The sequence below is a fragment of the Pseudomonas sp. 65/3-MNA-CIBAN-0223 genome, from assembly GCF_040310425.1.
Lineage (GTDB): Bacteria > Pseudomonadota > Gammaproteobacteria > Pseudomonadales > Pseudomonadaceae > Aquipseudomonas > Aquipseudomonas gregormendelii.
The window spans coordinates 1-21,827 of sequence record NZ_JBEOPV010000011.1; the positions used below are offsets into that span (position 1 = coordinate 1).

Annotated in this window: 18 protein-coding genes; 6 read left to right on the forward strand and 12 right to left on the reverse strand. The window is 60.1% G+C overall.

The window, feature by feature from the left end; all coding sequences use genetic code 11:
• Positions 1–145: 145 nt before the first annotated feature.
• Positions 146–889, reverse strand: coding sequence for a phosphatase PAP2 family protein (locus tag AAEZ09_RS15155; RefSeq protein ID WP_045057987.1), 744 nt, complete (start codon positions 887–889; stop codon positions 146–148).
• 53 nt (positions 890–942) lie between these two features.
• Positions 943–2,892, reverse strand: coding sequence for an LTA synthase family protein (locus AAEZ09_RS15160; protein ID WP_350599911.1), 1,950 nt, complete (start codon positions 2,890–2,892; stop codon positions 943–945).
• Positions 2,893–3,088: 196 nt separating this feature from the next.
• On the opposite strand from AAEZ09_RS15160, the gene colR reads away from it, so the two are divergent.
• The 5 genes from colR to AAEZ09_RS15185 all read left to right on the forward strand — a co-directional run bounded on the left by colR (position 3,089) and on the right by AAEZ09_RS15185 (position 6,823).
• The gene (gene colR, locus AAEZ09_RS15165; RefSeq protein WP_205891663.1) at positions 3,089–3,772 is read left to right on the forward strand and encodes a response regulator transcription factor; all 684 of its coding nucleotides are present in this window, start codon (positions 3,089–3,091) and stop codon (positions 3,770–3,772) included.
• Positions 3,762–5,045 (forward strand): sensor histidine kinase, encoded by a 1,284-nt coding sequence (locus AAEZ09_RS15170; RefSeq protein WP_350599912.1) that lies wholly within the window; start codon positions 3,762–3,764, stop codon positions 5,043–5,045. Before colR ends, AAEZ09_RS15170 begins: the two co-directional genes overlap by 11 nt.
• 161 nt (positions 5,046–5,206) lie before the next feature.
• Positions 5,207–5,875, forward strand: coding sequence for a class I SAM-dependent methyltransferase (locus AAEZ09_RS15175; protein ID WP_205891665.1), 669 nt, complete (start codon positions 5,207–5,209; stop codon positions 5,873–5,875).
• Between the two features lie 4 nt (positions 5,876–5,879).
• The gene (locus tag AAEZ09_RS15180) at positions 5,880–6,593 is read left to right on the forward strand and encodes a lipopolysaccharide kinase InaA family protein (RefSeq protein ID WP_350599914.1); all 714 of its coding nucleotides are present in this window, start codon (positions 5,880–5,882) and stop codon (positions 6,591–6,593) included.
• 2 nt (positions 6,594–6,595) lie between these two features.
• A complete protein-coding gene (locus AAEZ09_RS15185) occupies positions 6,596–6,823 on the forward strand; it encodes a hypothetical protein (RefSeq protein WP_045057981.1) in 228 nt (75 codons plus the stop codon).
• Positions 6,824–6,981: 158 nt separating this feature from the next.
• On the opposite strand, the gene AAEZ09_RS15190 is transcribed toward AAEZ09_RS15185, so the two are convergent.
• From AAEZ09_RS15190 to AAEZ09_RS15235, 10 genes are all read right to left on the reverse strand, one after another.
• Positions 6,982–10,008: a multidrug efflux RND transporter permease subunit gene (locus AAEZ09_RS15190; protein ID WP_350599916.1), complete on the reverse strand. Its 3,027-nt coding sequence runs from the start codon at positions 10,006–10,008 to the stop codon at positions 6,982–6,984.
• A 13-nt stretch (positions 10,009–10,021) separates the two neighbouring features.
• A complete protein-coding gene (locus AAEZ09_RS15195; protein WP_350599917.1) occupies positions 10,022–11,170 on the reverse strand; it encodes an efflux RND transporter periplasmic adaptor subunit in 1,149 nt (382 codons plus the stop codon).
• Positions 11,171–11,371: 201 nt separating this feature from the next.
• On the reverse strand, positions 11,372–12,472 hold the full coding sequence (locus AAEZ09_RS15200; protein WP_045057978.1) for a DUF1513 domain-containing protein: 1,101 nt from the start codon (positions 12,470–12,472) through the stop codon (positions 11,372–11,374).
• Between the two features lie 14 nt (positions 12,473–12,486).
• On the reverse strand, positions 12,487–13,551 hold the full coding sequence (locus AAEZ09_RS15205; protein ID WP_045057977.1) for an imelysin family protein: 1,065 nt from the start codon (positions 13,549–13,551) through the stop codon (positions 12,487–12,489).
• A gap of 27 nt (positions 13,552–13,578) precedes the next feature.
• Positions 13,579–15,006, reverse strand: coding sequence for a di-heme oxidoreductase family protein (locus AAEZ09_RS15210; RefSeq protein WP_350599919.1), 1,428 nt, complete (start codon positions 15,004–15,006; stop codon positions 13,579–13,581).
• Between the two features lie 248 nt (positions 15,007–15,254).
• The gene (locus AAEZ09_RS15215) at positions 15,255–16,592 is read right to left on the reverse strand and encodes an imelysin family protein (protein WP_045057975.1); all 1,338 of its coding nucleotides are present in this window, start codon (positions 16,590–16,592) and stop codon (positions 15,255–15,257) included.
• Positions 16,593–16,716: 124 nt separating this feature from the next.
• Entirely contained in the window at positions 16,717–18,768 is a 2,052-nt protein-coding gene (locus AAEZ09_RS15220; RefSeq protein ID WP_350599921.1) for a putative bifunctional diguanylate cyclase/phosphodiesterase, read from the reverse strand.
• A 281-nt stretch (positions 18,769–19,049) separates the two neighbouring features.
• The gene (locus AAEZ09_RS15225) at positions 19,050–19,646 is read right to left on the reverse strand and encodes a superoxide dismutase (protein ID WP_008034365.1); all 597 of its coding nucleotides are present in this window, start codon (positions 19,644–19,646) and stop codon (positions 19,050–19,052) included.
• A 177-nt stretch (positions 19,647–19,823) separates the two neighbouring features.
• Positions 19,824–20,426 (reverse strand): LysE/ArgO family amino acid transporter, encoded by a 603-nt coding sequence (locus AAEZ09_RS15230; protein WP_045057973.1) that lies wholly within the window; start codon positions 20,424–20,426, stop codon positions 19,824–19,826.
• A 6-nt stretch (positions 20,427–20,432) separates the two neighbouring features.
• Positions 20,433–20,834 (reverse strand): ACT domain-containing protein, encoded by a 402-nt coding sequence (locus tag AAEZ09_RS15235; protein ID WP_045057972.1) that lies wholly within the window; start codon positions 20,832–20,834, stop codon positions 20,433–20,435.
• A gap of 96 nt (positions 20,835–20,930) precedes the next feature.
• On the opposite strand from AAEZ09_RS15235, the gene AAEZ09_RS15240 reads away from it, so the two are divergent.
• A complete protein-coding gene (locus AAEZ09_RS15240; protein WP_045057971.1) occupies positions 20,931–21,824 on the forward strand; it encodes a LysR family transcriptional regulator ArgP in 894 nt (297 codons plus the stop codon).
• Positions 21,825–21,827 lie beyond the last annotated feature (3 nt).

Here is a 21,827-nt window from a genome sequence, read left to right on the forward strand (position 1 = left end):
GAAGATTTCGATACGGCCAAGCTTTTCAGCGAAAAACACCTGCTGAAAGCTTGACCGGTAACAGAGTATCTACAGGGTGATTGCATATTCCCGTAGGAGCTGCCGAAGGCTGCGATCTTTTGATCTTTTGATCTTTTATCTTCTGTCAGGCGCCTGCAGGTGCCGCCTCGGCAACCGCTTCAACCCGGCAAGCCGGTCGATAAAGAATGTAGTAATACGCCCCCAAACAGATCAGCCAGCAGAAAATTGCCGTCCACACGTTATGGGAAAAGAAGTGTGCGCCTTGCATCATCCGGCTCACCGAAAACACCGTGCCCAGGGCAAAGGCGAATACGAACGCCTGCCGCGCCAGGCGCGGGCGACGATCACGCAGGGCGAAGAACAAGGCGAACAAGGTAAAACCGGTGGCCGCATGCCCACCCGGCCAGCACCGGCCAGGCTTGTCGGTGGCGGGCCGCGGGCTGAGCAATTCACTGTAGGTCTCATGCCCGCCGAATTGTTCCAGGCTCCAGGGGCACTGCACGGCCGTGACCGCTTTCATGGGCGTAACAAAGGAAGTGGCCAGCGCCAGTGACAGGACCAGGCAACCTAGCTCGCGCTTGAATGGCTTGAGCCTGTCGATGAAAAACGCCCCGGTGAAGCCCAGTATGGCGAACACCGAAAAGATTATGACGACCTGCTTGGCGCGGTCATGCAGGATGTCCTCCAGGAAGTAGCTGTGGCGCCCGATAAACTGCCCGGCAACCGGATCATAAAACAGCCTGGCCAAATCCATATCCAGTGAGGTCAGTTCGAGCAGTACCAGGATGATTGCGGCAATCGCGGGTACTCCCAAGCACACCCAGAAGTTGAGGGGGCGTGAGATGGGGCGGACAACAGTTGATGGCATGGTGAGTCCTGAACAGAGGAAAATGCCCCCAGCATCAGCCCGGGGACATTCGGTTAGCGTTCGCCGACTTGGAGGTCGCCATCCTTGGGCGCTTTCCAACCAAGCAGCTGTTGCTTGAAGCCATAGCTGGCGGTTTGGTAATAGGTAATGGCGCGAGTGATCAGCGGGTCACTGGCTTGTGCCTTCGATTCGCGGCTTTCGGTCAACGCATCGTCATGCCGGCGCAGCCCTTGGCGCGGGCTGAGGATCGCCAGGTCTTTACCGTCGAACAGTCCCAAGTATTGATAGTTGCCAACGACCACCCGTGGTGGCAACGGATTATCCTGTAACAGATTGCGGCCAAAGAATGTCGATTGGTAGTCCATATTCAGCAAACCCAGCAGGGTGGGTGCCAGATCAATCTGGCTGGCCAGTTGCGCAGTTTCCCGCGCATCAATCAATTTGGGCGCATAGATGAACAAGGGAATCTGGTAGTTGCTGATCGGCAAGTCTTCCTTGCCGGCGCTGCCCGCCGTGTGATCGGCGACGAACACGAAGATCGTATTGTCGAACCAAGGCTTCTGGCGCGCTTGCTCAAGGAAATGTCCGATGGCGTAGTCGGTGTACTTCACTGCGCCGTCGCGTCCGTTGCCGGACTTGATGTCGATCCGGTTGTCAGGGTAAGTGTAAGGGCGATGGTTGGAGGTGGTCATCAGTTGCAGCAGGAATGGCTGCTGTTTGGCGTAATCGGCGTCGGCCAGCTTCAGAGTCTGGGTATAGAGGTCTTCGTCGGCCATTCCCCAAGCGTTCTTGAAGTGAATTTCTGCTTCATCGACACTGCTCTGATCGACCACGCGATAACCGTTGCCGCTGAAAAAAGCATTCATATTGTCGAAGTAACCGCGCCCGCCATAGACGAACACGCTGTCGTAACCGACGGCATTGAGCTGTTGGCCCAGGCTGGCGAAACCGCTTTCGCGACCTACGCGTTTAACGATTGAGCGCCCCGGCGTCGGTGGGATCGCCAGGGTAATGGCTTCCAGACCTCGGTCGGTGCGGGTCCCGGTGGCGTAGAAATTGTTGAAGTACAGGCTCTCTTTACGCAGTGCATCGAGGTTTGGCGTCAGATTGCGTTCATCGCCGTTGCTGCCCATATACTTGGCGCTGAAGCTTTCGAGGGTCACTAGCACGATGTTAGGGCTGCGCGCGGTACCCGGGTTATCGATGTTGCGACGAATGTCTTGCGGGTCCTGGCCAACGAAACGAACGTTTGGCTCGCTTAGCTCTACACGGATCTGCTGGGCAACTACTTTGGACGGCAGGCTTTCATAGAACTGTTGGTAATCCAGTTCGTTGTTCCGGAATGCGGCGAAGAACTGGTAGGGGCCATTGCTCGCCAGTTCGTTTTCGTAGGCGTTGCCGCCTTGGACGCGCGGTGCGTCCTGGCTGAGCAGTTGCAGGCTCAGGCCTGCGATGATCAACAGGCCCAAGGCACTGAGCAGGCGTCGGCGTAGCGGGGGTAGCGGGGCGTCCAGCGCAGCATTGAATGGCTTGCGCGGCACAAAACTCAGGACCACGGCGAGCACCGCAAGGATGCTCAGCAACTGGCCGATCGGGTAAGACTCCAGCAAGTTGTTCAATACCTCGTCGGAGTACACCAGGTAGTCGACCGCGATGAAGTTGAAGCGCACACCGAACTCGTCCCAGAACAACCACTCGGCGACGCAGGTGAACAGCATGGCGAACAGGCTGATCGTCAGCAGCCCCTGTAAAAACCATCGATGGCCACGGCGGCGCCACAACGCTGGCGGGCAGAGCAGGAGATAGAGGCCCATCGGCAAAGCCGCATAGGCCAGGAAGCCCAAGTCGTAAAGAAGACCGATCCCAAAAACCGACCGAAAGCCGTTACCGGCCTCATCCAGGTGAGTAAGCAGCAGAGCTGTTCGGGTCAGAAAGAAAATTACCAGCCATGCACCGGTGACGAGCAATAACAAGCGCATCGGCGCAGTTTTGAAAACATCCATTAGTAACATTCCTTTTTTCACAATCCGCGCGAATTTAGCCCTCCAACTGTAGTGGACTTGTGAGCTGATAGTGAAAAACTCGTCAACCCTGGCTTTTGATTGATTGAACTGAGGCCGGCGATACCCCTGGCTCTGAGCCACCTGAGGCCTTAAGCTGCGCGGGCCATGACGGCTGTTACTGTGTAGAGGAGTACCCATGCGAATTCTGGTGGTTGAAGACAACCGCGATATCCTCGCCAATCTGGCCGATTACCTGGGGCTCAAGGGTTACACCGTGGATTGCGCGCAGGACGGCTTGTCGGGCCTGCACCTGGCCGCCACCGAGCATTACGACTTGATCGTGCTCGATATCATGCTGCCCGGCATCGATGGCTACACGTTGTGCAAACGGCTACGCGAAGACGCGCGCCGCGACACCCCGGTGATCATGCTGACCGCGCGCGATCAGCTGGACGACCGACTGCTGGGGTTCAAGTCCGGCGCTGATGACTACCTGGTCAAACCCTTCGCGCTGTCCGAGCTGGCAGCACGCATCGAAGCCGTCATGCGCCGTGCCCAAGGTGGCGGCCGCCGAATCCTGCAGGTCGGTGATTTGCAATATGACCTCGATACCCTGGAGGTCACTCGCGAAGGGCGCCTGCTCAAACTCAACCCGGTGGGCCTGAAATTGCTCGCGGTGCTGATGCAAAAAAGTCCACACGTACTGCGTCGCGAAATTCTAGAAGAAGCGTTGTGGGGTGATGATTGCCCGGACAGCGACAGCCTGCGCAGTCATGTCCACCAGTTGCGCCAGGTGATCGACAAACCGTTTGCCAAACCCTTGTTGCAAACAGTGCACGGTGTCGGTTATCGCCTGGCCGAGGGTCGAGATGGAGTTTAGACAGAGCCTCGCTCAACGGATCATCATCGCCTTTGCGTTGATGAGCGCGCTGGTGGCGGGCGCCTTTGCCATGGGCATCGTCGCGACTGTGCACCTGGTCGAGGAAAAACTGATTTCCGCGGGACTGGGCGGTGACCTGCAGCGTCTGCTGTTGATGGACAGCGTGGCGGACTGGAGCCATCGACCGGAGCCGGACCAGCTGTTCTATTTCAGCGGCGGCCCGGGTGATTTCGATGTACCCAAGGACCTGCGCCACCTGGACCCGGGATTCCACGAAGTGTTTCGTGACCAGCTGTCGTATCACGCGATGGTCGAGGTCGTCGACGGCCGGCGCTACGTGCTGCTGCAGGACCAGAGCGATTTCGAAGAACGCGAGCGGGTGCTGTTTGCCGTAGTGCTGGTGGGCTTTGTCCTGAGCCTGGCGCTGGCGGTATTTCTCGGCTGGGTGCTGGCTCGCAAGGTCATGGCGCCGGTAGTGCGCCTGGCCCGGCAAGTGCGCCATCGCGACCAACTGCTGGGTATGGCGCCACCGCTTGCACCGGACTACGCCGCTGATGAAGTGGGCGAACTGGCCGTGGCCTTCGACGCCACGCTCGGGCGCCTGCGCCAGGCGTTGACCCGGGAGCGGTTGTTCACCAGTGACGTCAGTCACGAGCTGCGCACGCCATTGATGGTGCTGGCCAGTTCCTGCGAACTGTTGCTGGAGAATCCTGCTATCGACCCGCGTGGGCACGCGCAGGTCGAGCGCATCGCCCGCGCCTGCGCAGAAATGCGCGAGCTGGTGCAAACATTCCTCGTATTGGCCCGCGCGCAACGCGAGGATGCCAGCATGGCACCTCAGCAAAGCCTCAGTGAAGTGGCCGACGGTTTGCTCAACCTCTGGCGCGAGCCGATCGAGAACAAAGGGCTGGAGTTGCAGTTTGTGCCGGGCGATCCGGCCGGCACCCGCTACAACGCCACCCTCCTGCATGCGGTGATGGGCAACCTGTTGCGCAATGCACTGCATTACACCGAGCAGGGGTTCATCCGCCTGACCCTGACGCCGACGGGGTTCCTGGTAGAAGACAGTGGGGTCGGTATTCCCGAAGAGAAACGCGAGGCGATGTTCGAGCCGTTCGTGCGGGGTGCCGAGAAACGCGGCGAAGGCCTGGGCCTGGGGCTTTCGCTGGTGCAAAGGATCTGCGAGAACCAGGGCTGGAGCGTCAGCCTGACCACGATGGAGCCCAACGGCTGCCGATTTAAAGTAGAGCTGCATCCGGTAGATGTGAGCTGACTGATCCCTTCCTGCAGCACTGGCCCATAGATATTATGCGCGCCATGTAGAACCCTGAAATACTTCAGGGTTTTACATAACAAATCTTTCACAAAGTCATGACCTGACGCTGACATGGCCCTACCTATGGTGGTCGTCATCAGCAATTAGGAAACTTGGCTATGGACAATCCGATCAAACTCGATTTTTCCAAAAAGTATGACGATCAACATGCTTTAAGATACCTTCAGAAACATAAGAACGGTTTGGGCCGCCGCCTGTCTCATTGGCGGGATATTCAGCTGGCGCGTAAAGCGCTGACGTTGGCGGGCGAGCCCGGACTGGTCCTTGATTTACCCTGTGGTGCCGGACGTTTCTGGCCTTTGCTGGCTGAGAAGAGCAATCGAGCCATTATCGGAGCCGACAACTCCGAATCGATGCTCAACGTCGCTATGCAGGCGCAACCTGCCGACGTGGTGAAAAGGGTACAACCCTTGCAGACGTCTGCATTCGACATTGCCTTACCCGATAACGCCGTCGACAGTATTTTTTGCATGCGTCTGCTGCACCACATCGGTGAGGCCGAGCATCGATTGGCCATTTTGCGTGAATTCGAGCGAGTCACCCGTGACAGCGTGATCATTTCTCTGTGGGTGGACGGCAATTTCAAGGCCTGGAAACGCAAGCGCTCGGAGAGCACTCGCGGGCAGGAAGGTTACCAGAACCGTTTTGTGTTACCGGTTGTTACGGTCGAAAAAGAATTTGAGCAAGCCGGTTTCCGTATCCAGGAACGGATGGATTTTTTACCGCTCTATGCCATGTGGCGAGTTTACGTATTACGCAAGAGGTAACAGGATGGCAGTGCAATGTGCACCAGAAGTGGATGTCGATGCCGATGAGCGGTTCGACTATTTCTGGAATCAGCGCGGTGAATGGGTAGAAGAACCCAATGTGCGGCGCGGTGGCGAAAGTGGCGTGCAGCGGGTCAGGGGCAGCGATGGGCAACTGTTGTATGCCAAGCGTCAGACCGGGCACATCTACCGCAGCTGGCTGCACCCCTTTGGTCGGCCGACTGTATTGCGCGAGCTGGATGCGCTGACCGGTCTGCACAAGATCGGCGTGCGGGTACCGCAGGTGGTGTTCTGCGGCGCTCAACGCGACCCCGTTCACAAGTGGCGTGCATTGCTGGTCACCCAATCCCTGGATGGCTTTGAGGAAATCGAACACTGGTATGCCGGCGGTGGCCGTGAGCGCCATGGCGAGGCCGTTCACGACCGGGTCCTGAAGGATCTGGCGGACAACCTGGCGCGCATGCACAAAGGACGCTGGCAGCACAGCTGCATCTACATCAAGCATGTTTTCGTGCGTGTCAGCGGCGAAGGCGAGGCGGCCACGGTCGAGATTGCATTGATCGATCTGGAGAAATGCCGGCAGCGCCTCACCGCTCGTCAGGCGGGCGCCCATGACATGAAGCAACTGCGTCGCCATTCGTCGTTCAGCTCGGCGGACTGGCAGAAACTCGTCTATTTTTATGAGACGGCGTTTGGCAGCGCTATCAAGGGTTTATAGCGATGAAACTCGAAATTGCACGAGGTTTGTTTCTCATAGGAGCCTTGGCAGTTGCTTCAATCGCGGTGGCGGCTTGGGAGCAGCCCCGCTCGCAGGTCCTCAGTTCAGTGGGCGGCGACGCTCACTGTCCAATGCCACGGGTTGCCAAGGCAAACGTGGCGTCCCAGCCTGACCATGACTTGTTACTGTTCATGTTTGGACTATCACAGGGAATGAGGCCGCAAAGTTGACTGGATTGAAGCCAAAATAAAAGGCCTCGCGTATGCGGGGCCTTTTGTTTTGTAAGCAAGTTCAAAAGATCGCAGCCTTCGGCAGCTCCTGCATTAGGACCGCGTAAACCTGTCGGAGCTGCCGGAGGCTTTGGCAGCGATCGGACGATCTTTTGACGCTAGGGTTTGTCGGGTTTGGCCAGCAATGTGTACACGCATGGCAACACAAACAGCGTAAACAACGTCCCGATCGACATTCCTGTGGCAATCACCGTACCGATATCAAACCGGCTCACCGCCCCCGCGCCCGTGGCAATGATCAGCGGCACCATGCCGAACACCATCGCCGCAGTGGTCATCAGCACCGGTCGCAAGCGAATCGCCGCCGCTTCTTCCACCGCCTCGCGCGGCGACAGGCCCTTTTCCTTGCGCAGCTGGTTGGCGAATTCGACGATCAGGATCCCGTGCTTGCTGATCAGCCCGATGAGCGTCACCAACCCCACCTGGGTATAGATGTTCATGCTCGACCAGCCCAGGAACAGCGGGATCAACGCCCCGCAAATCGACAGCGGCACCGTCACCAGAATCACCAGCGGATCGCGGAAACTCTCGAACTGGGCAGCCAGCACCAGGAAGATAATCGCCAGGGCCAGGGCAAAGGTTACCCACAGCGCGCTGCCTTCCTGGATGAATTGCCTTGAGGCGCCGGCGTAATCCACGGAGAACCCTGCCGGCGCTTCTTCCCGGGCGATCTGGCGCACGGTGTCGAGGGCTTCCCCCATGCTCACCAATGGCACCCCGGACAGGATCGCCGAGTTGAGTTGCTGGAACTGGTTGAGTTGCCGCGGACGCGCGCGGTCAGTGATGGTGATCAGGGTCGACAGGGCCAGGAGCTCACCCTTGGTGTTCCTGACGTAGTAGTTGTTGAGCCAGTCGGGGTTGTCGCGGAAGGGGCGCTCGACCTGGGCGATCACCTTGTAGCTGCGGCCTTCGATGGTGAAGCGGTTGATCTCCGCTTCGCCGAGCATGGTCGCCAGCGTGCCACCCAGGTCCTGCATCGACACGCCCATCTGCGCCGCTTTGGCCCGATCGATGTCCACCACCACTTCAGGCTTGTCGAATGCCAGGTCGACGTCGACGAAAGCGAATTTGCCAGACTCCATTGCTCGCTTTTTCACCCTGTCCATGACCTGCAGCAGTGACTCATAGTCGTTGGCAGAGTTGATCACGAACTGGAAGGGCAGGCCCTCGCCCGTACCTGGCAGGGAGGGCAGGTTGAAGCCGAACACCTGCAAGCCGGAAATATTCCCCAGCTTGGCCTGGAGCTCCGGCAGGATTTCCATCTGGGTGCGGCTGCGCTCATTCCATGGCTTGAGCAGGAAACCGCCAATCCCCGATTGCACGCCGTTGACGCCGTTGATCTGGAACGAGGAATAGTATTCCGGGAACTCCTTGAAGATCTGGATGAACTCGTCGGTGTAGGCGTTGAGGTAATTGAGGTTGGTCGGCTGCGGCGCGTTGGCCAGCATGAAGATAATGCCCTGGTCTTCGTCGGGGGCCAGTTCGGACTTGGTGAACTTGAGCAATACCGGAATCAGGCACAACACGATCACCGCGAACACCAGCACCACGGGCCGGGTGTTCAGGGTGCCGTGCAACATTTTCTGATAACGGCGCTTGATGGTTTCGAAAGCCCGGTCCAGGCGATGGGAAAATCCGCTGGGATTTTCATCGTGGCGCAGCAAAAAAGCGCACATCATCGGCGATAGGGTCAGCGCGACGACACCTGAGATAACTACCGCGCCGGCCAGTGTGAGGGCAAACTCCTTGAACAACGCCCCGGTCAGTCCGGTGAGGAAGCCGATGGGCGCATAGACCGCCGCCAGGGTGATGGTCATGGAAACCACCGGCATGGCGATTTCCCTGGCGCCCTCAAGGGCGGCATCCATGGGCGTCTTGCCTTCCTCGATATGACGGTGGATGTTTTCCACCACCACGATGGCATCGTCCACCACCAGGCCGATAGCCAGGACCATGGCCAGCAGGGTCAGCAGGTTGATCGAGTAACCCATCATCTGCATGAAGAACATTACGCCAATCATCGATAGCGGGATGGTCACCACCGGGATCACCACCGAGCGCAGCGCACCCAGGAACAGGAATACGACAACTATGACGATGAGTACGGCTTCGAACAGCGTCTTGACCACCTCATCGATCGAGGCCTGGATGAACAAGGTCGCATCATAGGCAATTTCACCCTTGAGGTTCGGCGGCAGCTGGGCCTCCAGGTCCGGCATGATCTTGCGTACTTCCTTGATCACGTCCAGCGGGTTGGCGCCCGGCGTGGCCTTGATGCCGATGTACACCGACGGGGTGCCCCCGAAGGAACTGATGGTGTCGTAGTTCTCCGCGCCCATCTCCACCCGGGCGACGTCGCTGAGCAGCACGCGGCTGTCGCCGTCGATCTTCAACGCAATCGCGGCGAAGGCTTCAGCAGACTTGAGCTCGGTGTTGGCGTTGATGCTGGTGACTACATACTCGCCTTTCACTTCACCGGCGGCGGAAAGAAAGTTGTATTGCCGAACCGCGTTGGTCACGTCGCTGGCGGTCAGGCCGAAGCCGGCCAGCTTCACCGGGTCCAGCCACAGGCGCATGGCGAACACCTGGTTGCCGAGAATCTCGGCTTCGGCCATGCCGGGCAGGGTGGCCAGCTTCGGCTGGATCACCCGCGACAGGTAGTCGGTGATCTGCGGGTTGTTCAGTTCCTTGCTGAAGAAGCTGATGTACATCAAGGCCGAAGCGTCGGCGGCTTCCTTGCTCAGCACCGGGTCTTCAGCGTCCTGGGGCAGCTGGTTCTTGACCTCGTTGGCCTTGGCCAGCAGTTCGGTGAACAGGCGGTCGCTGTTGGCGCCGATGCGCGCATAAATCGAGATGACCGAGAAGTTCTGGCGACTGACCGAGGTCATGTAGTCAATGCCTTCGGCGCTGGCCAGGCTTTGTTGCATTGGCTGGGTGATGTAGCCCTGGATAGTTTCGGCGTTCGCCCCGGGGTAGGCGGTGGTCACCGTGATCAGTGCGTTTTCCATCTGCGGGTACTGGCGCAGGGGCAGTTTGCTCCAGGCCTGGAAGCCCAGCAGCACAATCAACAGGCTGACCACGGTGGCGAGCACCGGGCGGCGGATGAACGGGTCGGTAAAAGCCATGGGGATTCCTTGATCAGTCCGCGCGCGGCGTGCTGTTCTGCTCGGCTAAAGTCTTGTCGTCGCTGATTGCGATGGGTGCGCCGTTGTCCAGTTTGATCTGGCCGGCGGTGACCACTTTTTCACCCTTTTGCACACCTTTGTTAATTATCACCAGGCCGTCGCGGCGCTCGCCGGTTTCGATGAAACGCCGCTCGGCGATGAGGATCGGCTGAATCTTGTCGTCTTTCTCGACTGTGCCGTCTTCGGCTTTTTTCTGCGCCACCACGTACAGCGAGTTGCCGTAGAGGGTATAGGTGATAGCACTCTCCGGCACGACGATGCGCAGCTGCGGATCCGGCAGCAGGACCTGCAGGCTGGCGAACATGCCTGGCAGCAGCTTGCCCTCGGGGTTGGCCAGGGTGGCGCGCACTTGCACGTTACGGGTGGTGTTCTCGACTTTCGGGTTGATCGCGCTGATGGTGCCGGGGAACGTCTGGGCCGGGTAGGCGGAAACCACGATCTGCACCGCCTGGCCCACCGCGATTTTCGGTACCGATTGCTCAGGCAGGAAAAAGTCGACGTACAGGCTGGTGAGATCCTGCAAAGTGGCGATCACCGTGCCGCTGGCCACATAGTCGCCAACGTCCACCTGGCGGATGCCGATGGTGCCGCTGAAGGGCGCAAGAATGCGCTTCTTCGCCAGTGAAGCCTTGAGCTGATTGACCGTGGCCTTGTTCTTCTTGAACACGGCAGAGAGCCTGTCGAACTCGCCTTTGGAGATGGCCTGGCTGCCCACCAGCTGGCTGCCGCGGTTGTAGTCGACCTGGGCCAGCCCGAGGTCAGCCTGTGCGGTTTCCAGCAGTGCGCTTTCGACGGCGCTGTCGAGTTGCACAATCGGCTGGCCGGCCTTGACCTTCTGTCCAGACTCAAACTGCACCTCGGTGACGGTGCCGGCGACTTCCAGGCTCAGGTCTACGCCCTGCAGCGCCTTGAGGGTGCCAACGGTAGGCAGGCGGGCTTGCCAGGGCTGCTCGGTGGCGGTGGCCACGGCGACGCTGGTCGGCGGTTTAGGCGCAGAGAAGCCTTGGATCATCGTGTAGATGGAGAAGGCCTTGTAGGCAGCCAGGACCAACACGATCAACAGCACAACACCCAACATGATCAGCATGCGACGGCGCAGCATATTTCCACTTCCTTGGAGAAAATCAGAGCATACAGATCGGCACATTACTCCGAGTGGCGGGGGGATTCCAACTGATAGAACTTACAGGGGGTACGGCTTTCGACGGGCGTTGGCCTGAAAAGATCGCAGCCTTCGGCAGCTCCTGCAGGGTGTGCGCATTCCAGTGCAGGAGTTGCCGAAGGCTGCGATCTTTTGGCGTTATTACGTCATCAGGTGCAGATGGTTATCCCAGAGCCCTGCAGGCAGTTCCAGGGGTTTTGCCAGCAGGTCCGCCTGGCGGCAGTCGTAGTACCGGCAGCGGCCCTGGCCCGAGGTCACGACAAAACCATCAGCCACCGCACCGACCCCGGCGCAATCGGGAAGCGGCGCATCCAGGCGCACTTCGCCGCTGTCCAGGTCCCAGATGAAAAAGCGGTTGCCCCGTGGCGCAGTCAGCGCCACCAGGCGCAAGTCACTGTGCACCGCCACGCTTGCGGTGTAATGACCCATCGCCTGCAACTGGTGTTCAGGCACAGGGAACGCCACGAATGGCTGGCCGGGCCGCTTGATCGCCAACAACTCCGAGGATTCGTGGGACGGCCCCATGAATTGCTGGCCGGCGACGATGGTGCCGTCGTTGGCGATGCCCAGGTGTCGCACGCTGTTCATTTGCTGGGCGAGGGTTTCCTTGCTCAGCAGGGTCCCGTCGCGTTGCATCAGCACCAGGCTCGGCTCCATGGCGTTCAGATTCATCTCGACCCGGCTCTCGGCCTCGGTGCGAATGCCGCCGTTGGCCACCACCAGGGTCTCGCCATCGGGCATCCATGACACTTGGTGCGGACCGATACCGTGGGTAGATATCTCGCCGCTGTGGACCAGACGCTGGCCCTCGAAACGGTACACCCCGAGCAGGCCTCGACCGGGATCGGAGGTATCGTTTTCGGTGGCGTACAGCCAGTCGCCGCTGCTGTGGATCACTGCGTGGCCGTAGAAGTGCCGGTTGGGCAGCGAGGTCACGGTTTGCAGCACAGTGCCGTCGCGCAGGTCGATCAGGTAACTCTCGGTACCTGGGCGACGGGCCACGAACAAGGCCATCGGCTCTGTCGGATGATTGATGATGTCATGGCAACGCTGGCCAACCTGCGTGGCGAACACCTGCGTGCCGTCCAGACGATAACCGACCGCATAGTGCTTGCCATCGGTATCGTCCCGCGCCGAGAGCAGCAGGGGGCTCTTGTCCTTTTGCTTGAACAGCGTCCAGCCGCCCAGTGTCACTGCTCCCAGCAGCAAGCTACCTAAAGTCAGAGCCTGACGTCGCAGCATCGCAGTCGCCCTCATCAGTCACCGTCGTTGGCGTTGAAGCCCAGTTGGATGCCCAGCGCCTTGGCCAGCTCGCCTTCGTGCAGGCGATGGACGACGTTGAGGCTGTCGTAGATATCGTTGAGTTGCTGGCGACCGGCGTCGTCGCCAAGCATTTCGGCCAACGTGCGCTGATTGCTGGCGAACAGTTTCAGGGATGCAGCGTAAGCGGCGTCGATCTTGTCGGCCAGGGGTTTCTGCTCGCTCGGCAGCAGGCCGCGCAGGCCTTTGTTGTCGACACCTTCCCAGACGGTCTTGGCGGCGGCAAGGCTGGCTTCCAGACCACTGAGGGAGGAATGGCTGCGCCATGCATCGGCCTGGAACGGTTGTGGCACGCCTTTACTCTGGCGGCCCATCGGCGTGCCGAGTTTTTTCTTCAGGCTGTCGAGGGCGGTCACCTGCACTCGCAGCAGATCGGCGATGGCCTCATGGGAGTCGGCGTAGCGCTGGTTGGGGAACTTGCTCATTTGCGCGAGCATGCCGTCGGTGTTGTTCCAGCTTTTGAGAATGTCTTCGGCCAGCAGTTTCTGATGTTCGCCGATCGCCTTGAGCAATGGGCAGTATTTGGCTTTCTGCGCATCGTTGGCAACGTCAGGCTTGCTGTCGAACAGGATGTATTCGTAGGCCGACAGTCCTTGCACCACAACACTCGACTTGGCGAGGGTAGCTGCGTCGATCTGCGGCTGCGCGGTGACCAGTTGCTCGACCTGACGGCCGACCAGGTTTTTCTTGTCCGGCCAGAACTGCACGGACCAGGCACGATTGCCCTCGGCCAGGGGGCCGATCAGCAGCGGCTGCAACTCGGCCCAGGCCTTTTGCGCATGCAGGAAGTCCTTGCGTGCCGTGTCGAGATTTTCCTTGCCTTCGCAGTAGGCGAGGGCACTGACAGCCAATTGGCGATCGGCTTCCACCCAGCGGGTGTACGTTGGCAGGATCACCGATTTGGCGATTGCCGCCGACGTGACGGCCTGCGGGTCCTGCGGGGAGCAGGCGCCCAGGGCGAGGGCGGCAAGGCTGGTGAACAACAATTTGGGACGGAACATGTAAGGCTCCCGCTGAGTAGACGCTTATTAAAGGGAATTCAGGAACGCCAGCAACGCAGCGCGCTGCTCGGCGTTGAAAGACAACACCTGTTGCTGCGCCGCTTTGGCTTCGCCGCCATGCCAGAGCACGGCTTCGAGCAGACTGCGGGCGCGGCCGTCATGCAAAAACTGGGTATGGCCACTGACCGCCTGCGTGAGGCCGATGCCCCACAACGGCGGGGTGCGCCATTGGCGGCCACTGGCCTGGAATTCGGTACGGTTGTCGGCAAGGCCTTCGCCCATGTCATGCAGCAGCAGGTCGCTGTAGGGGCGGATCACCTGATTGGCCAGTTCAGGTTCTGCGGCCGTCGCTGCGGTGGTGTATTTGGGGGTGTGGCAGGACTGGCACCCGGCCTGGAAAAACAGGCTCTTGCCCGCCAGCACCTCGGGCGCGCTGACATCACGACGGGCTGGAACGGCCAGGTTGCGGCTGTAGAACAGCACCAGGCGCAGGATGTTGTCGCTGACTTCCGGCTCGCCATCGGGGCCATTACCGTTGGGCGCCTGCCTGCACGCGGTTTGCGCGTCGGTGCAGTCGTCGATGGGCCTTAGGCTGGTCGTGAGGCCCATGTCGCCGGAAAACGCGTGGACGTTCTGCTGATTCAGATTCGGTTGCCCGGCTTTCCAGCCAAATCGACCCAGAACGGCTTTTTGCTGCACGTCGTCCCAGACCCAATTGGGCTGTCCGCTGATGCCCCGGTTCTCCTTGGCCTGCGCTTGGGCGTTGGCCAGGATGGCGGCGTCAGGGATGGCTTCGAGCAGGCCCAGGCCGATCATCGGCGGAGCGACACGTGCCGAGAAGCGCGTGTCGGGGTGCATCGGGCCGTAGCCGAGCTGGCTGATCTGCAAGGTGGGTTTGCGCAGTTCGATCTCAGTGCCGTCCTTGAAACGCACAGGCACTGGTGTGTAATCGACTCGTACCTTGCCTTCGGGAACCACGCCCGGTACTGACATGTCCTGCAACTGACCGCCGTAGACGGGCTCCGGGACCACGCCGAGCTGCTCAATGACCTTGGCATAAGCCGGCGCATCCGGGATCGACAGGCGCACCAGCATTGACACGGCATTGGCCGCACCCGGCGTGGGCGGGTGGCCGCGACCGTCCTTGATGTGGCAGTTCTGGCAGGCGTTAGTGTTGAACAGGGGCCCCAAGCCGTCGCGTGCGGTGGTGGTCGAAGGGGCGATCACCCAGGGGTTGCGGAAGAAGCTGTTGCCGACGCTGAAGTCCACGCGCCGTGAGGGCGCAAGGTTGGCGGAGGGCAGGGAAAAGGCATTCTGATCTGTCTTGCGCACAGTCGCGCTGCCACCGGAACGGGCTTCACCGGGTTCGGCCTTGGTAAAACGCGGGGCGTCATCGCAGGCACTCAGGCACAGGGCCAGAAACAGTGCGGATAAGCGAAGAGGCAGCGAGAGCATCAGACATCCTGCAGAACGAGCAAAACACGGGCGCAAAGTCTAACAGGGCGGTGAAGATTGAATAAGAGGAATTATCGTTTGGTTGATGTGGCGCAGGAAAAGATCGCAGCCTTCCGCAGCTCCTACGGGTTTACGCCGATCAATTTAGGAGCTGCCGAAGGCTGCGATCTTTTATGGACTGGCGCACAACATTAAGCGAAAACAAAAAAGGCGACCCTGAGGTCGCCTTTTGATCCAGCCAGCGTTGATCAGAACTCGTGATCAGCGTTGTCCGGGTTCAGGTCGCTGATGCCCAGCTTGCCAGCAGCGGCTTCGATCGAACCGGTCTGCTTGACCAGCGAAGCGATGGCGTCGCGAACGATCTGGTTGCCGGCGGTGTTGCCGGCCGCGATCAACTGGTCGTAGTGCTCACCCTTGTTGGCGTGGTCGACGATGACCTGCATCTTGGCTTCAGTGGCTTCCAGGTCAGCTTTCAACGCGCTGTCGGCAGCCGGATCAGCCTTGGCCACCAGGGACGACAGGCTCGCGCCGGTCATCTTGGTACCGTCGACGCGGGTGTATTCGCCCAGATATACGTTACGGATGCCTTTGGCGTCGTAGAACTGCGAGTTGTGGGTGTTATCGCTGAAGCAATCGTGCTCGTCTTCAGGGGAATTGGCTTCCAGGGAAACCTTCATGCGCTCGCCCGCCAGTTCGCCCAGGGACAGGGACCCCATGCCGAACAGCATTTTGCGCAGGCCGGTTTCACCCGACTCGGCTTCCAGCGTCGCGCGGTAGTTGTCGGTCACGTTCGGCTTCCAGTTGCCGACCATCTCTTCCAGGTCGCTGACCAGCAGTTGGGTCACGGACTTGAGATAGGCACGACGACGATCGTTGTGACCACCGGTGGCGCCAGTGCCTTCGAGGTAGTCGGAAGCCGGACGGTTGCCAGCGCCAGGGCCGGTGCCGTTCAGGTCCTGGCCCCACAACAGGAATTCGATGGCGTGGTAGCCGGTGGCGACGTTGGCCTCGGAACCGCCCAGCTCATTGAGGCTGGCGAGTTTTTCCGGGGTGATGTCCTTGACGTCGATCTTGTCTTCGCCGACCTGAACTTCAGTGTTGGCAATGATGTTGGCCGTCGCGCCCGGGTTGCCCAGTGCGTGCTCGTAGGACTTGTCGACATAGTCGATCAGGCCTTCGTCCAGTGGCCAGGCGTTCACCTGACCTTCCCAGTCGTCGATGATGGTGTTGCCGAAGCGGAATACTTCGCTCTGCAGGTAAGGTACGCGAGCAGCTACCCAGGCAGCTTTGGCCGCTTTCAGGGTGTCGGCGTTCGGCTTGGCGAGGAAGGCGTCGACAGCGCTCTGCAGGGTTTTCGCGGTGGATTCGGCATCGCTGTAGACGGCGAAGACGATGTCGGCGTAATGCGCGACAACGGCTTTGGCGGCGGCTTCGTCGACCTTGCCGGCAGCAGCAGGCGCCGGGGCTGTGGCAGTGGCTGCTGGAGTCGGCGCTGGAGCGGCAGCTTTGTCTTTGCCTTCGCCACAACCGGCGAGGGAAATAGCGATGGCCAACAGACTGGCGGTAGCCAGAGGCATACGAATCATGGCGAACATCCTGCTTCGAGAAGGGGGTGGAATGGCGCAGCAAGCGCGCAAAACTGCGACATAATGCAAATCTTTCGCATTATCTGTAAAGGGTTGTGACTGTAAATATTTCTTGTTCACCCACCTACAGGATCACAGCATTGCTGCGCTGCGCCTGCTTGAGGTAGGCGCTCAACTCTCGCGCCGGCAATGGCTTGCTGTAGAAATAGCCCTGCCCCTCGTGGCAACCCTCGGAGATGATGTAGGCCTCCTGCTCTGCCGTTTCCACGCCCTCGGCAATCACCTGCATGCCCAGGCTTTTACCCAGCTGGATGATCGCCCGGACGATCGTGGCATCGTCGTCATCGTCCAGCAGGTCCTGGACGAAGCTCTTGTCGATCTTGATCTTGTCCAGCGGCAGGCTCTTGAGGTAACTGAGCGACGAGTACCCGGTACCGAAGTCGTCGATCGCGATCAACGCGCCGGAGCGACGCAGGCTCAGCAGGTGCTGGGCGGCGGTGCTGATGTCTTCCATCAGGCCGGTTTCCGTGACTTCCAGTTCCAGGCTGCGCGGTGGCAGGCGGTACATCTGCAGCAGGTTGTTGACCACCCTTGGCAGTTCGGCGTGGTGCAATTGCACGGTGGACAGGTTGACCGCCATTCGCAGGTCGATGAAGCCTTGGTCATGCCAGTCGCGTAGTTGCTTGCAGGCTTGATCCAGTACCCACTCGCCGATGGCGATAATGGTGCCGTTCTGCTCTGCCAGCGGGATGAACAGGTCTGGCGGGACCAGGCCGTGCTCGGGATGCTGCCAGCGAATCAACGCCTCGACACCCACCACGCGGTTTTCCCGGTAGCTGATCTGGGGTTGGTAAACCAGATAGAACTGGTCGCGGGCCAGGGCATCGCGCAGGTCTTTTTCCAGCTCGCGACGGCGGCGCATCTCGGTGTCGACGCTGGCGATGTAAAACTGGTAGCGGTTGCGCGAGCGGGTCTTGGCCAGGGTCATGGTCTGCTCGGCTTTCTGCAGCAGCTTTTCAGTGCTGTCGCCATCCTCGGGAAACAGGGTGATGCCGATGGTCGCGCGCAGGCGAATTTCCTGATGATCAAGAGCAAACGCGGCTTCGAGATCGTCGAGAATGCCCTGGGCCAGTTCCGCCGCTTCATAGGGCTGTTCGATGTCGGCCTGGACCAGGGCGAACTGGTCGCCGCCGAGACGGGCCAGTGCGCCAAGGCGTCCGCTGTGGGCCCGCAGGCGATCGGCAAGGGCCAGCAACAGTTGGTCGCCGGTCTGGTAGCTGAACTGTTCGTTGATACCCTTGAAGTCATCGAGGCCCACGCACAGCACCGCCACCCGGCGCTGCAACTTGCCGGCGTCCACCAGGATCTTGTCGAGTTGATGCTGCAGCTGCTGGCGGTTTGGCAGGCCGGTCAGGAAATCGTACTGCGACATGCGCAGCAGGCTGTTTTCCGCTTCGTGGCGCAGGTGCGTGTTGCGCTCGATGGACTCCAGCAACTGGTTGGCGGTGTTGATCCAGATACCCAGTTCGTTGTTCTCGTGCCCCTTGAGCTGGGGAATCTTGTGTTCGCTGGGTCGGTCCGGGTTGATTTCAGTCAGGTGCTCGATGATCCGCGACAGTGGTTTGGTCAGCAGCCAGTGATAGACCAGGTACAACACCAGGCCCATGGCCAGTGCCCGCAAGACCCCGGAGATGAAGATGATCACCGAGCTGACGATAAACCCCTGGCCATAGGTGGCGGTGTCGAGGGTGATACTCAGGTCGCCGTAATACTCGCTGTACGGGCCGCGCCCCACCAGTTGCGTGGTGAAGGTGCGTTCCTTGCCAAGAATCAGGTCAGTCAGCCAACGGCTCTCGGAATGCTGCAGGTCGCGGGATTTCTGCGCGAGCATCGCCTCGTTGGGATGGCCGATGGAGGCCTGGCGCACGGCGTCGTCCTGAAACAGACCTTCGATGACCTGCATGCCCATCTCGCGGTCCAGGCTGTAGACGGCCTGGGTGGAGGGGTCACGAAACATGTGGAGGATGCGCTCGGCATCATTGGCCACGGCCTGGCGTGTCTTATAGGCATCGAAGACGATCTGCGCGCAGCTCAAGACCACGCCGACGATCAATGCCGACAGGAGCACGACCCGGAGCAACTTCACCGACAAGCTGTTCTTGAGTTCCAGCTTCAAAAGGCTATTCCTTGTTCCGTGCGGGTAGCATCAAGTTGCCATGAGTATTGGCAATCCCGTGATGGCAGTCAAAGGGACATTCATCCGCGGGAGATTTTGCCTGCTGCCTGGCGAAAATGCAGTTGCCTGAGGTTTTCTGCTGATCAGCACTGTGTCGTCAGGCGGGCCCTGGAACTTGAGGGCGGCTGGATGATTTTTTCCACGGGTCGATGTTAGACCGGTCTTTTGCGCACCCATAAAAAAACCCGGCCGAAGCCGGGTTTTCTTTACCGGTGTCGATCTTAAGCGGTGAAGGTTTTGCCTTCGAACTGCTCAGCCACGAATTTCCAGTTGACCAGGTTCCAGAACGCTTCGACGTATTTCGGACGAACGTTGCGGTAGTCGATGTAGTAAGCATGTTCCCAGACGTCGCAGGTCAGCAGCGGGGTATCGCCATTGGTCAGCGGGTTGCCGGCGCCGATGGTGCTGGCCAGGGCCAGGGAACCGTCAGCCTTTTTCACCAGCCAGCCCCAACCGGAACCGAAGGTGCCGATGGACGTCTTGCTGAACTCTTCCTTGAACTTGTCGAACGAACCGAACGAAGCGTTGATGGCTTCAGCCAGGGCGCCGGTTGGTTGACCGCCGGCGTTTGGCGCCAGGCAGTTCCAGTAGAAAGTGTGGTTCCAGACCTGAGCGGCGTTGTTGAAGATACCGCCCGAGGAAGACTTGACGATTTCTTCCAGGGTCTTGCCTTCGAACTCGGTGCCTGGCACCAGGTTGTTCAGGTTCACGACGTAGGTGTTGTGGTGCTTGTCGTGGTGGTATTCCAGTGTTTCCTTGGAAATGTGCGGCTGCAGGGCATCGTGTGCGTAAGGCAGCGGCGGCAATTCGAAAGCCATGATGATTCTCCTAATCAGGTCAGTTGCGGTGAGCGCAAGGCCGATCACGGGCGGCCAGACAAGCGCCGGGGAGTTTGTACTCTTTGCGGCGCATCGGACCGGATCATAGCACCGGGGGTGCGGCATAACCACGCAACAACTGTGTGGGATAGAGGTTCCAGAGCCTTTTGGAATAAATCAGGGGCTGGTGATGAGTTGCACCGCTACCGTGAACATCATCACCGCCACCAGCAGGTCGAGGATCCGCCAGGTACTCGGCCGGGCCAGCCACGGCGCCAGCCATGCGGCGCCCAGTGCCAGAGTGAAAAACCACAGCAATGACGCGCTCGCTGCGCCCACTACGTAAGCGCCCGGTTCGGTCTGCTGCGCGCCGAGCGAGCCGATCAGCAGGACGGTGTCCAGGTAGACATGCGGGTTGAGCAAGGTCACGGCCAACGCGCTGAGCATGACCGCCCGCAGCGAACGCACGGTCTGGCCCTCGCCCTGTTGCAGGCTCTGTTTTGAACAGGCCCGGCGCAGCGCCAGGCTGCCATACCAGAGCAGGAATATCGCGCCACCCCAACGGGCTACCGCCAGCAAGGTCGGGTTGTGCGCCAATACCGTCGCCAGGCCAAACACTCCGGCGGCAACCAGCAATGCATCACACACCACGCACAATGCAGCGACCGGCAGGTGGTGTTCACGCCGCAGGCTCTGGGCCAGCACAAACGCATTCTGGGTGCCGATCGCCATGATCAGCCCTGCGGCCACTAGCAGGCCGTTGACATAGCTTTGCCACATTGATGGTTACTCCGCGTTAGCTGCCAGGTCCCGCAACACGCCCATGGCGCGCTCTGCATCGGCCTGGCCGACGAATAGATGGTCGTGGTAGTAACCTGCGATCACATTGCAACTGATTCCGGCCTGTCCCAGAGCGGTTGCGAAGGCCGCTGTCAGGCCGACGGCCTGCAGCGCCGAATGCACGTTCAGAGTGATCCAGGCGGCGACGTAGTCAAAGTGCAGGCCGGCTTTTTCGGCGTGGCGACGCTCCAGGATCACCGTCAGCCCTTCTTGCTCGCGAAAGCTGCCGATCAACTCAAGACCTGCCGGCAGCTGGCTGTCGTGAAGGGTACAGAAAACGTATTCGCCGGCGTTGAGTTGCGGGCTCATGCTGCGCAGCAGGGTTACCAATGAAGTTTCGCCAGCCATGTGGGTGATCCTTGTCGAAGAGTTCTTGCTGGCCATTCTCCCCATGGAAGCGGTATAAGAAAAACCAATCTTGCTGATCGCTCATTAGGAAAACTGATGTTCGACTATAAATTACTGTCAGCCCTGGCAGCTGTGGTTGAGCAGGCCGGCTTCGAACGCGCTGCACAGGTGCTGGGTCTGTCGCAATCGGCGATTTCCCAGCGCATCAAATTGCTCGAAGCCCGGGTCGGCCAGCCGGTTCTGGTGCGGGTCACGCCGCCGGCGCCTACCGAGATCGGACGGCGCCTGCTGAACCATGTGCAGCAGGTGCGGCTGCTGGAGCGCGACTTGCAGACCCTGGTGCCGGCGCTGGACGAAGAAGGCCTGCCGGAGCGTCTGCGCATCGCCCTCAATGCCGACAGCCTGGCCACCTGGTGGGCCGCCGCCGTCAGCGATTTCTGCGCCGAGCAACACCTGCTGCTGGACCTGGTGGTTGAGGACCAGACGGTTGGCCTCAAGCGCATGCGCGCCGGCGAAGTGGCCGCCTGTATCTGCGCCAGTGAGCGCCCGGTGGCGGGCGCGCGCAGCGTGTTGTTGGGTGCGATGCGCTACAGGGCCCTGGCCAGTCCCGCGTTCATTGCTCGGCATTTCCCGCAAGGGGTGCGCGCAGGTCAGTTGGCGAAGACCCCGGCGCTGGTGTTTGGGCCGGACGATTTCCTGCAGCATCGCTACCTGGCTTCCCTGGGTGTCGATGGGGGTTTCGAACACCATTTGTGCCCGTCCTCCGAAGGTTTTATCCGCCTGACCGAAGCCGGACTTGGCTGGGGCCTGGTGCCTGAACTGCAGGTGCGCGAGCAACTGGAACGCGGTGTGTTGCTCGAGCTGTTACCAGATAAGCCCATCGATGTGCCGCTGTACTGGCATCATTGGCGCAATGGCGGGCAGTTGCTGGGGTTACTGACCGAACAATTGGTGCGTTCATCCAGGCAATGGCTGGTGCCGTTGGACTGACGG

Excerpts from the sequence above, each read along its gene's own strand:
- AAEZ09_RS15155 (WP_045057987.1), bottom strand. The coding sequence starts at position 889 with ATGCCATCAACTGTTGTCCGCCCCATCTCACGCCCCCTCAACTTCTGG.
- AAEZ09_RS15160 (WP_350599911.1), bottom strand. The coding sequence starts at position 2,892 with ATGGATGTTTTCAAAACTGCGCCGATGCGCTTGTTATTGCTCGTCACC.
- colR (WP_205891663.1), top strand. The coding sequence starts at position 3,089 with ATGCGAATTCTGGTGGTTGAAGACAACCGCGATATCCTCGCCAATCTG.
- AAEZ09_RS15170 (WP_350599912.1), top strand. The coding sequence starts at position 3,762 with ATGGAGTTTAGACAGAGCCTCGCTCAACGGATCATCATCGCCTTTGCG.
- AAEZ09_RS15175 (WP_205891665.1), top strand. The coding sequence starts at position 5,207 with ATGGACAATCCGATCAAACTCGATTTTTCCAAAAAGTATGACGATCAA.
- AAEZ09_RS15180 (WP_350599914.1), top strand. The coding sequence starts at position 5,880 with ATGGCAGTGCAATGTGCACCAGAAGTGGATGTCGATGCCGATGAGCGG.
- AAEZ09_RS15185 (WP_045057981.1), top strand. The coding sequence starts at position 6,596 with ATGAAACTCGAAATTGCACGAGGTTTGTTTCTCATAGGAGCCTTGGCA.
- AAEZ09_RS15190 (WP_350599916.1), bottom strand. The coding sequence starts at position 10,008 with ATGGCTTTTACCGACCCGTTCATCCGCCGCCCGGTGCTCGCCACCGTG.
- AAEZ09_RS15195 (WP_350599917.1), bottom strand. The coding sequence starts at position 11,170 with ATGCTGCGCCGTCGCATGCTGATCATGTTGGGTGTTGTGCTGTTGATC.
- AAEZ09_RS15200 (WP_045057978.1), bottom strand. The coding sequence starts at position 12,472 with ATGCTGCGACGTCAGGCTCTGACTTTAGGTAGCTTGCTGCTGGGAGCA.
- AAEZ09_RS15205 (WP_045057977.1), bottom strand. The coding sequence starts at position 13,551 with ATGTTCCGTCCCAAATTGTTGTTCACCAGCCTTGCCGCCCTCGCCCTG.
- AAEZ09_RS15210 (WP_350599919.1), bottom strand. The coding sequence starts at position 15,006 with ATGCTCTCGCTGCCTCTTCGCTTATCCGCACTGTTTCTGGCCCTGTGC.
- AAEZ09_RS15215 (WP_045057975.1), bottom strand. The coding sequence starts at position 16,592 with ATGATTCGTATGCCTCTGGCTACCGCCAGTCTGTTGGCCATCGCTATT.
- AAEZ09_RS15225 (WP_008034365.1), bottom strand. The coding sequence starts at position 19,646 with ATGGCTTTCGAATTGCCGCCGCTGCCTTACGCACACGATGCCCTGCAG.
- AAEZ09_RS15230 (WP_045057973.1), bottom strand. The coding sequence starts at position 20,426 with ATGTGGCAAAGCTATGTCAACGGCCTGCTAGTGGCCGCAGGGCTGATC.
- AAEZ09_RS15235 (WP_045057972.1), bottom strand. The coding sequence starts at position 20,834 with ATGGCTGGCGAAACTTCATTGGTAACCCTGCTGCGCAGCATGAGCCCG.
- AAEZ09_RS15240 (WP_045057971.1), top strand. The coding sequence starts at position 20,931 with ATGTTCGACTATAAATTACTGTCAGCCCTGGCAGCTGTGGTTGAGCAG.